The organism is Myxococcus sp. AM011, from assembly GCF_013372595.1.
GTDB classification, from domain to species: Bacteria; Myxococcota; Myxococcia; order Myxococcales; family Myxococcaceae; genus Myxococcus; species Myxococcus eversor.
Window position 1 is genome coordinate 1 of the sequence record NZ_JABXEM010000337.1, and the last position, 10598, is coordinate 10598.

General features: G+C 69.7%; 7 protein-coding genes and 1 pseudogene. 4 read left to right on the plus strand and 4 right to left on the minus strand.

Annotated elements, in window-relative coordinates; genetic code table 11:
* The 3 genes and pseudogenes from HUW62_RS42165 to purL form a co-directional block, all read left to right on the plus strand.
* Positions 1–279 (plus strand): annotated as a pseudogene (locus tag HUW62_RS42165) (hypothetical protein); the annotation flags it as partial.
* Positions 280–367: 88 nt separating this feature from the next.
* Complete coding sequence (locus HUW62_RS42170) at positions 368–1558, plus strand: NAD-dependent epimerase/dehydratase family protein (protein ID WP_163867855.1); 1191 nt, start codon at positions 368–370, stop codon at positions 1556–1558.
* 300 nt (positions 1559–1858) lie between these two features.
* The gene (gene purL, locus HUW62_RS42175) at positions 1859–5770 is read left to right on the plus strand and encodes a phosphoribosylformylglycinamidine synthase (RefSeq protein ID WP_176437645.1); all 3912 of its coding nucleotides are present in this window, start codon (positions 1859–1861) and stop codon (positions 5768–5770) included.
* Between the two features lie 57 nt (positions 5771–5827).
* Here purL and msrB read toward each other — a convergent pair whose 3' ends face one another.
* A complete protein-coding gene (msrB, locus tag HUW62_RS42180) occupies positions 5828–6253 on the minus strand; it encodes a peptide-methionine (R)-S-oxide reductase MsrB (RefSeq protein WP_163867857.1) in 426 nt (141 codons plus the stop codon).
* Between the two features lie 211 nt (positions 6254–6464).
* Between msrB and HUW62_RS42185 the strand changes: the two genes are divergently transcribed.
* Positions 6465–6881 (plus strand): CBS domain-containing protein, encoded by a 417-nt coding sequence (locus tag HUW62_RS42185; RefSeq protein ID WP_163867858.1) that lies wholly within the window; start codon positions 6465–6467, stop codon positions 6879–6881.
* 54 nt (positions 6882–6935) lie between these two features.
* Here HUW62_RS42185 and thrS read toward each other — a convergent pair whose 3' ends face one another.
* From thrS to HUW62_RS42200, 3 genes are all read right to left on the minus strand, one after another.
* On the minus strand, positions 6936–8138 hold the full coding sequence (gene thrS, locus HUW62_RS42190; protein WP_176437646.1) for a threonine--tRNA ligase: 1203 nt from the start codon (positions 8136–8138) through the stop codon (positions 6936–6938).
* A 269-nt stretch (positions 8139–8407) separates the two neighbouring features.
* Positions 8408–8683: a hypothetical protein gene (locus tag HUW62_RS42195; protein ID WP_163867860.1), complete on the minus strand. Its 276-nt coding sequence runs from the start codon at positions 8681–8683 to the stop codon at positions 8408–8410.
* Positions 8684–8802: 119 nt separating this feature from the next.
* The gene (locus tag HUW62_RS42200; protein WP_217911866.1) at positions 8803–10572 is read right to left on the minus strand and encodes an OPT/YSL family transporter; all 1770 of its coding nucleotides are present in this window, start codon (positions 10570–10572) and stop codon (positions 8803–8805) included.
* Positions 10573–10598 lie beyond the last annotated feature (26 nt).

The following is a 10598-nucleotide window of genomic DNA, read 5'->3' on the forward strand; positions in this document are numbered from 1 at the left end:
GGGTGGAGCCTGGCCGTGCTGTCTCCGCCGCTGTGGGCGTGGCGGCCGGCCTACGCGGTGGGCGTGGACGTGCGGGCCTCGCTGGGCGTGGGGTTGTTCTCGCAGGAGGGTGGGGCTCGGTTCGGCGTGCCGGTGGGACTGCGCGTGAGTGCGCTGCTCGGGGGCCCCTTCGTCGCGAGCACGGAGCTGCGCTACCAGGGCGTGCGCCCGTTCACCGAGGAGTGGACCCATGGGTTCGCGTGGACACTCGGCTTCGGTGTCGCGCTGGGTGACCGCTGACGGTTGAGTTGTCTCGGGAATGAAACGCCAGACGCCGGGTTTTCGCGCGCGTCCCCCCGAGTGCACCACGGCCCCTGGAGCCGTTGTCATGAAGACTTCGCGAAGGAAGTTCCTGCGGTACTCCGCTACCGGTGCGTCGCTGCTGGCGCTCGGACCCGAGGCATTGGCCGCGCCGAAGAAGGGCGCGAAGAAGCGCATCCTCATCCTGGGCGGCACGGGGTTCCTGGGCCCCGCGGTGGTGGAGGCCGCGCGAGCGCGGGGCCATTCCCTGACGCTCTTCAACCGGGGCAAGACGCGCCCCGAGCTGTTCCCCGACGTGGAGAAGCTGCGCGGCGATAGAGACCCGGACAAGGACGAGGGCCTCAAGGCGCTGAAGGGCAAGAAGTGGGACGCCGTCGTCGACACGTCCGGTTACTACCCGCGCATGGTCCGCGCCTCGGCCGCGCTGCTGGCGCCGAACGTGAAACAGTATGTCTTCATCTCCAGCGTGTCCGCGTACGCCAGCGACAAGACGCCGCGCGAGGACGAGAGCGGCCCCACGGCGACGCTTTCAGACCCCAACGTGGAGACGATGGGCAAGGACTTCGAGTTCTACGGAGGCCTCAAGCGCGCATGTGAGGAGGCCGCCGAGGCCGCGCTGCCGGGACGCGTGGCCAACATCCGTCCGGGTTACATCGTCGGGCCGGATGACCGCTCGGACCGCTTCACGTACTGGCCGGTGCGCTTCGACAAGGGCGGGGAGATGCTCGCGCCCGGCACCGCGAAGGACCCGCTGCAGATCATCGACGTGAGGGATCTGGCCGAGTGGCTGGTGTTGCTCATCGAGGGCCAGGTGAACGGTGTCTTCAACGCGGTGGGCCCCGCGGAGCCGTGGTCGATGGGCGCGATGCTGGACACGTGCCGGAAGGTGACGGGGCGGGACACGAAGGTGACGTGGGTGCCGGCGGAGTTCCTGGAGAAGCACGGCGAGACGGGCGACGTCCGCCTCCCCATCTACATGCCGCCCACCGGCACCAGCCTGGGCACGCACCTGCGCAGCAACGCGAAGGCGGTGAAGGCCGGGCTCAAGTTCCGCCCCGTGGACATCACCGTCCGCGACACGCTGGCGTACTTCAAGGGCCTGCCCGAGGAGCGCCGGAACAAGCCGCGCGCGGGTCTGCCCGCCGAGCGCGAGGTGGAGTTGCTGGCGCTGTGGCAGAAGGCCCAGGCCGAGCCCAAGGCCCCGGAAGAAAAGCCGGCCACGTCCCCGGCTCCAGCCGCCTCGGGGCAGGGCGGGTAGCGCCGTTCTTCGATGGCCCAGGCCCGGTGCCTGACACCAAGGCCGCCGTGCCTGGGCCATGACTCCCGCACCCGCCGCGCTGCCCGCGAGCGGGCCCGAGCCGTGGGCCTCGACCTCTTCATGGTTGCAGCGTTTCCCCACCTGTCACGAGCACCGCGCAAGCGCTGACGTGTGAGGGACTCCCACCGTGGCCCCTGTTCGCCCGGACAGCGAGCGGGCCGGGGCGAACTCTGTCCTCGCCCACGCGACGCACGGTGATAAGGACGCCCCGGCTGTTACCCAGGGCCACACCCAATCCCCATGTCCAGCATGCACTTCCTGCGCGGCGCTCCCGTCCTCTCTGAATTCCGGCTCGCCAAGCTGCTCGCGCAGTGCCGCGAGCAGGTGCCCGCCGTGTCGTCCGTCTACGCGGAGCACGTGCACTTCCTCGACGCCCCGGATGCCCTCTCCGAGGACGAGCAGGCGATGCTTGGCCGCCTCCTGGAGTACGGCCCCAAGGTGCCCTCGGGAGAGCGGGCGGGCAGTCTGCTCCTCGTGGTGCCCCGTCCCGGCACCATCTCCCCGTGGTCCTCGAAGGCGACGGACATCGTCCGGAACTGCGGCCTGGGTGCGAAAATCAAGCGCCTGGAGCGCGGCCTCGCGTACTACGTGGCGGGCCCCGAGGGCCGCGCGCTGGAGCCCGCGCAGTTGGAGCGCCTGTCGCCGGTGCTGCATGACCGGATGACGCAGGCGGTGCTCAAGCGCATGGAGGACGCCGCCGTCCTCTTCTCCGAGCACACGCCCCGTCCCCTCACCACCGTGGACATCCTGGGTGGTGGGCGCGCGGCGCTGGTGACGGCGAATCGCATGCTGGGCCTGGCGCTGGCGGAGGACGAAATCGACTACCTGGTGGCGCGCTTCCAGGAGTTGAAGCGCAACCCCACCGACGTCGAGTTGATGATGTTCGCGCAGGCCAACAGCGAGCACTGCCGGCACAAGATCTTCAACGCGAGCTGGACGCTGGACGGCAAGCCGCAGGAGCGCTCGCTCTTCCAGGCCATCAAGAACACCTACGCCCAGCACAAGGAGGGCGTGCTCTCCGCCTACAAGGACAACGCGGCGGTCATCGCGGGCTTCGAGGTGGACCGCTTCTTCCCGGACGCGGACACGGGCGAGTGGGGGACGGTGCGCGAGCCGTCTCACATCATGGTGAAGGTGGAGACGCACAATCACCCGACGGCGATTTCGCCGTACCCCGGCGCGGCCACCGGCGCGGGTGGAGAGATTCGCGACGAGGGCGCCACCGGACGTGGCGCGAAGCCCAAGGCGGGCCTGACGGGGTTCACCGTCAGCCACCTGCGCATTCCCGGGTACGAGCAGCCCTGGGAGCAGCCCTACGGCAAGCCGGACCGCATCGTCTCCGCGCTGGACATCATGATTGACGGTCCGCTGGGCGGAGCCGCGTTCAACAACGAGTTCGGCCGTCCCAACCTGTGCGGCTACTTCCGCAGCTACGAGTCGCAGGTCGCCACGCCCGAGGGCGTGGAGGTGCGCGGCTACCACAAGCCCATCATGATCGCCGGCGGGCTGGGCAACATCCGCGCGCCGCACGTGCAGAAGGGCAGGCTGCAACCGGGTGACAAGCTCATCGTCCTGGGCGGCCCGTCCATGCTCATCGGCCTGGGCGGCGGCGCGGCGTCCTCGATGACGCAGGGCGCGAGCGCGGCGGACCTCGACTTCGCCTCCGTGCAGCGCGACAACGCGGAGATGGAGCGGCGCTGCCAGCAGGTCATCGACCAGTGCTGCTCGCTGGGCGACAAGAACCCCATCCGCTCCATCCACGATGTGGGCGCGGGCGGCCTGTCCAACGCGCTGCCGGAGCTGGCGCACGACAACGAGCTGGGCGGCCGACTGGAGCTGCGCGCGGTGCCCAATGCGGAGCCGGGCATGTCCCCGCTGGAGATCTGGTGCAACGAGGCCCAGGAACGCTACGTGCTGGGCGTGGCCCCCGAGGACCTGGCGCGCTTCACCGCCTTCTGCGAGCGCGAGCGCGCGCCCTTCTCCGTGCTGGGCGAGGCGACCGAAGCGCAGGTGCTCAAGCTGTCTGATTCAACCCTGGGCACGCCGCCCATCGACCTGCCGATGGACGTGCTGTTTGGCAAGGCGCCGCGCATGCACCGCGACGCGAAGTCGCGCGCGCTGGTCCACGCGCCGCTGGTGCTGCCCGGTGACTTCAAGGCGCTGGCCGAGCGCGTGCTGAGCCACCCCACGGTGGCGGACAAGTCCTTCCTCATCACCATCGGCGACCGCTCGGTGTCGGGCCAGGTGGCCAGGGACCAGATGGTGGGCCCGTGGCAGGTGGCGGTGGCCGACTGCGCGGTGACGCTGTCCACGGTGACGAGCACCACGGGCGAGGCCATGTCCATGGGCGAGCGCACGCCGCTGGCGGTGGTGGACGCGGCGGCCTCCGCGCGGATGGCGGTGGGCGAGGCGCTCACCAACATCGCCTCGGCGCGCATCGACAAGCTCTCCGACGTGAAGCTGTCGGCGAACTGGATGGCGGCGGCCGGCAGCCCTGGCGAGGACGCGCAGCTCTACGCCGCCGTGCACGCGGTGGGCATGGAGCTGTGCCCGGCGCTGGGCCTCACCATCCCCGTGGGCAAGGACTCCATGTCCATGCGCACCGTCTGGGAGGAGGGGGGCGCGCGCAAGGCCGTGACGTCGCCGGTGTCGCTCATCATCTCCGCCTTCGCCCCGGTGCTGGACGTGCGCCAGTCGCTCACGCCGCAGCTCGTGGAGCTCACGCAGGACACGCGCCTGCTCTTCATCGACCTGGCGAAGGGCCAGCAGCGGCTGGGCGGCTCCATCGTCGCGCAGACGCACTCGCAGGTGGGCCCCGAGGTCCCCGACGTGGAGGACGCCGCGCTCTTGGGCGGCTTCTTCGCGGCGGTGCAGGCGCTCAACGCAGAGGGTCGGTTCCTGGCCTACCACGACCGCTCCGACGGCGGCCTGTGGGCCACGCTGTGCGAGATGGCTTTCGCGGGCCACTGCGGCGTGGACGTGGACGTGGCGGCCCTGGGCGGAGACCCGACGGCGGCCCTCTTCAACGAGGAGCTGGGCGCGGTGGTGCAGGTGCGCTCGGCGGACGTGGCCCGGGTGCGCGAGGTGCTGGAGAAGCATGGCCTGACGGCGTCCTGTCACGAGCTGGGCCGGCCGACGACCGCGCTGGACGTCCGCGTGCGCCACGGCGCCCAGGTGCTGCTGGCCGAGGGCACCATGGACCTGCGGCGCGTCTGGTCCCGCGTGAGCCACGAACTGCAGAAGCGCCGCGACAACCCCGTGTGCGCTGAGCAGGAGTACGCGGCCAGGTGCGATGCGACGGACCCGGGCCTGTCGCCCAAGCTCACGTTCGACGCGGGGCTGGACGTCGCCGCGCCGTTCGTGGCCAAGGGCGCGCGTCCCCGCGTGGCGGTGCTGCGTGAGCAGGGCGTCAACAGCCAGCAGGAGATGGCGGCGGCCTTCACCCGCGCGGGCTTCCTGGCGGTGGACGTGCACATGAGCGACATCCTCGCCGGGCGCGTGTCGCTGAAGGACTTCCACGGCGTGCTGGCCTGCGGTGGGTTCTCCTACGGAGACGTGCTGGGCGCGGGCGGAGGCTGGGCGAAGTCCATCCTCTTCAACCCCCGCGCACGCGACGAGTTCGCGGGCTTCTTCGCGCGCTCCGACAGCTTCGGTCTGGGCATCTGCAACGGCTGCCAGATGATGTCCGGCTTGAAGGACATCATCCCGGGCGCGGAGCACTTCCCGCGCTTCGTGCGCAACGCGTCCGAGCAGTACGAGGCGCGCCTGGGGACGGTGGAGATTGCCCGCACGCCCTCGCTTTTCTACCAGGGCATGGAGGGCAGCCGGATGCTCATCGCCGTCGCGCACGGCGAGGGCCGCGCGGAGTTCTCCGACGCCGCCGAGGCTGCGCGCGTCAACGCGCAGGGCTACATCACCACGCGCTGGGTGGACAACCGGGGCCAGGTGGCGGCGACGTACCCCGCCAACCCCAACGGCTCACCCCACGGCATCGCCGGCGTGACGACTCGGGACGGTCGCTTCACCGTGACGATGCCGCATCCCGAGCGCGTCCACCGCACCGTGCAGCACTCGTGGCGGCCCCGCGAGTGGACCGGCGACGACGGCCCGTGGATGCGGATGTTCCGCAACGCCCGCGCCTGGCTGGGCTGATCGACGCGAGCAGTGCCCCGACCTCGAAACCGAGGCCGGGGCAACGACACGTGCCGCCTACGCGCGGACCAGCTCCAGCGGCTGGCCTTCTTCCACGTGCTTCATCGCGACGGAGTTCATGCAGTAGCGCTGCCCGGTGGGCGGCGGTCCATCCGGGAAGACGTGTCCCAGGTGTCCGTCACAGCGGGCGCAGCGCACCTCGGTGCGCACCATGCCGTACGAGCGGTCGCTGATCTCCGTCACCGAGTCCTCGCCGTGCAGCGGCTGGGTGAAGGAGGGCCAGCCCGTGCCGGACTCGAACTTCGTCCCCGCCTTGAAGAGGGGATTGCCACAGCCGGCGCACACGTAGGTGCCCGGCGTCTTGGTTCCCAGGAAACACCCCGTGCCCGCGCGCTCCGTGCCGTGCTTGCGCAGGACCTCGTACTCCTCCGGAGTCAGGCGCTCGCGCCACTGGGTATCGCTGAGGGTGAGCTTGTCGACCATGCCGTCACGCTCCTTTGCCCGGGTCCACGCCCGGGGTTTCTCTTGGATGCACATCCTGCCCAATCGTCGCGCCTGCTGGCCAACCTGGAATGACACCCCCTGTCCGCTCGCCCTCCCTTCCTCCGGGCCAGGGCCCCGGCGGGCACGAAGACGCCCCTGACGCCACGTTAGGGCGTAGCCCAGCAGACATCCCCCCATCAGCGGAGGCGCCATGAAGATTTTCGAGCTGATGACGAAGAATGTGGAGACCATCGAGGCCGACGAGTCGCTGCGCGTCGCGGCCCTGCGGATGCGCACGTGCAACATCGGCTCGCTTCCCGTCACCGAGAACGGGCAGCTCGTGGGCATGTTGACGGACCGGGACATCACCGTCCGCTCCACGGCCATGGGACAGGACCCCAATGAGACGCGGGTGCGCGAGGCCATGACGACCGCGCTCATCACCTGCGAGCCGGACGCGACGCTGAGCGCGGCCGAGCAGCTCATGGAGGACAAGATGGTGCGGCGGCTCGTCATCGTGGACGAGGCCCGAAGGCCCCTGGGCATCCTCAGCCTGGATGACCTGGCCACCGTGCCCGCGGAGGTGGTGCGCGCCGGCGCGGTGCTGGAGCACCTGATGCACGCGTAGACACTCCCGAGAGGCGGGATGCCGGGAAGTCCGGCCCCGCCCCTCGGGCTTTCATCAGGCGTCCGCCACCGGCCCGCACGCGGCCACCAGCTCCGCGAGCCCCGCGTCCCACGACACGTCCCGCTGCGCTCCGCCCCGCTGGCGCAGACTGACGGCGTTCGCCCGCACCTCACGCCCACCCACGACGACGAGCCACGGGACGCCCGCCTGGTGCGAGTCCAGCACCTTGCGCGACAGCGACTCGCCGCGCGAGTCCATCCGTGCCCGGCAGCCCGCGCGTCGCAGGCTGGCGGCGAAGCGCTCCGCGTACTCCACGGCCGCCTCGCCCACGGGCGCCACCACCACCTGCTCCGGCGCGAGCCACGCGGGCAGCGCGCCCCCGTGGTGCTCCAGCAACACCCCGATGAAGCGCTCCAGGCTGCCCAGCAGCGCGCGGTGAAGCATCACCGGGCGGACCCGCGCACCTGAGGCATCCTGGTAGCGCAGGTCGAAGCGCTCGGGCAGGACGAGGTCGAGCTGAATCGTCCCGCACTGCCACTCGCGCCCCAGCCTGTCCTTCAACACGAACTCCAGCTTGGGCCCGTAGAAGGCGCCCTGGCCCGGTTGGAGTTTGCAGTCGAGGCCCGCCTGTTTCGCGGCGGCGGCCAGCCAGGACTCGGCCTGGTCCCATACCTCGTCGCTTCCAGCCCGGGACGCGGGCCGGCCGGAGAAGGCCACCTGGACCTCGTCGAAGCCGAAGCTCGCGTAGAACTCCTTCAAGGAGCGCGCGAAGGCCACGACTTCGTCCACCACCTGCTCCGGGGCACAGAAGATGTGCCCGTCGTCCTGCGTGAACTGACGCAGCCGGAACAGGCCATGCAACGCGCCCCCCGGCTCACTGCGGTGCACCAGCCCGAACTCGCACAGCCGCAGGGGCAAGTCCCTGTAGCTGGGGGCCATGCGTTGCACGAGCTCGATGTGGCCCGGGCAGCTCACCGGCTTCACGGCGAGGTGGCGGTCGCCGTCCTCGAGCAGGAACATGTTCTCGCGGAAGTTCTCCCAGTGGCCGCTGCGCTCCCAGAGGGGCTGCGCGTAGATTTGCGGCGTACGGACCTCGAGGTAGCCCTCGCGTTTCATCCGCTGGCGGACGCGCTCCTCCAGCAGTTGGTACAGCTTCCAGCCGCGCGGGTGCCAGAAGACCATTCCCGGTGCCTCTTCCTGCAAATGGAAGAGGTCCAGTCGATGGCCCAGGGAGCGGTGGTCTTGTTCGTCGAGCATTGCAGTGACTCCAGAGACGGAAGGGTTGAATGCCTTGCCGGACGGAGCACTGAGTGAGTGCACGGCTGCCCCGGCCGAGAAGGCGGGGCGGAAAGCCGTGCGGTCGTCAGCCTACTTCGCGACGCGCACCGCTCCACACCCGCCGTAGCGAGTCGTGGTGCCGGTGGTCGTGGAGAAGATGACGAAGCTCACGGAAGATAAAATGCAGGCGGGTCCGATAAATGTCAACCGGACCCGCCGGACAGTCCCTGGCTTGGTGCCAGGGTGGCTCAGCAGGTCAGCCGGCCGTCGCGGCACAGGCAGGACGACACGACCGAGCCCCGACAGCAGGGCTCGTGCTGGGTGCAGCGCCAACCTTGGAGCGAGAAGCAGGCACGGTAGTCCCCGGGGCACACCGCCAAGGGACTGTCGAGCTCCTGGGACACGTCCTGGACCGCGTCGGACGACACCGCTTCATCGGTCGACGCAGCGAGGTCTTCCGCTCCGCCACAGCCCAGCAACGAGACACCGAGGACCGCGACCATCACCACGAATGCGCGCTTCATGGGAACCCCTGGAGTGCCCTGCGTGGACCGCCCACGAGCAGGGATTGCGCACCGGTTTTCCCATGAAGGCGGGGATACGTGTCGAGTCCTCCCACGCCCTTCTGTCCGCGAATGTCTACTCACGCCAGCAGGCTGGCCAATCCAATCAAGCCGGCGATGAGGAAGAAGAGGGACTCGCCCGCGATGAGGCCACCGCCCACCAGGGACATGGTGCTCATGTCCTCGGGGAGCGCCTCTCCCTGTCCGGGGCTGCCCGCGGCGGCGGGGGCGCGCTTCTGCGTCAGGGTGTTGAACACCGAGGCGACCACGCCGCCCGCGCCGAACCACAGCGAGACGGGGAAGGACACGAAGCCGCCGAACGACGACGCGTAGGGACTGGCCAGCACCAGCGAGTCCATGGTCCAACCCACCGCGAAGCCCGCGCGCGAGCTCTTGATGTAGCGCTGGTAGCCCTGGTGACGCAGGAGCAGCTTGCGCAGCACCTGGATGCCGAAGCCGAGCGCCAGGCCGAAGTACATCGCCCGCACCTTCGCGTCCGACAGCGAGCCCAAATCCCGGATGGCGCCCACCAGCTTGTATGTCATGGCGGAGCCCCACTGGCCCACCGGGACATTGGGATTGTCGAGCTGGTTGACGGTCAGCGCCGGGTAGGCCGTCATGAAGACCTTCGCCAATCCCACACACAAGAGCGCGCCCATGATGACGCCCATCACCTGATAGCGGAACTGGATGATGCGATTGGTGCCCAGGCGCCAGCCGGTGGAGCGGTCCTGCTGCATGTCGCAGCCCACGGACGTGGAGATGAGCAGGATGGTCGCCGCCATCAACCCCACCAGCGGGTTCTTCAGGCCCATCAGCGACATCAACATGATGGAGATGACGAACGCGCTGGAGATGGGGTTCTGGTCGGTGATGCCGTAGGAGATGCCGTTGATGAGCACGAACAGGAGCGCCAGCGCGAGGCCGAACGCGAGCCACGTCAGGGGCTGCCCCAGCACGAGCGTACCCACCAACAGCGTCGCCGCGCCCCAGCCCACCACCCACGCCAGCAGCCGGGGCATGTTGACCTTCTTCCACGCCGGCTCCTCGCCCTGCTCGACGTCGGCCCGGGCGCGGATGCGCGCGGCTGCCTGGATTGCGAGCAGCGAGAGGTCCACCGCCGCCGCGCCGCAAATCATGGCCAGACCGATGAGGAAGCCCACCTTGCGGAACGGGTCCGCCGCGCCCAGCCAGCCGATTTCACGCAGGTAGGGCAGTTGCCACGCGCCGAGGACGGCCATCAGCACCGCGGGCACGGTGATGCGACTGCCGACAATCATGCCCGCGCCCAGCGTGGCGGCGCTCGTTCCGATGGCGCCGACAATGGCTATCTTCTCCGTCATCCACGCGGCGATGGCGCCCAGCAGCGTGCCGCCACCCAGCTTGGAGATGGACGCCTTGAGCAGACGCTTGTCCGTCAGCGCGCGCAGGATGTTGGCCACCGCGAAGCCGGACGGGTAGTCGAGCTGGAGCCGGTCCACGAGCAGCGGCGTGTAGAGCATCCCCACGCCCACCGCGAACATGCCCACGCAGCCCACGAAGAGCATCAGGTGCCAGGCGGGAGGCAGCTCCATGCCCAGCCACACCATGGCCTGGATGAGCACGGACATGGCGCACAGCGAGGCCACCGACGCGGCCATCGTCTGCATGTAGTTGGCGCCGTGCTTGCCCTCCGCGCCGTAGCCGTACGTGACGGCGCTGCCGAGGATGCCCGCCAGCACCTGCCCGCCGACGAAGAAACCCACGCTGAAGTTCATGTACGACGCGGCGATGCCACCCAGGGGCCCGAGGATGAAGAGGGCCACGGCGCTCAAGAGCAGGTGGTACTTCCACGTCCCCACCGGCGGCAGCCAGCCGAAGCGCTGCTGGACCTGCT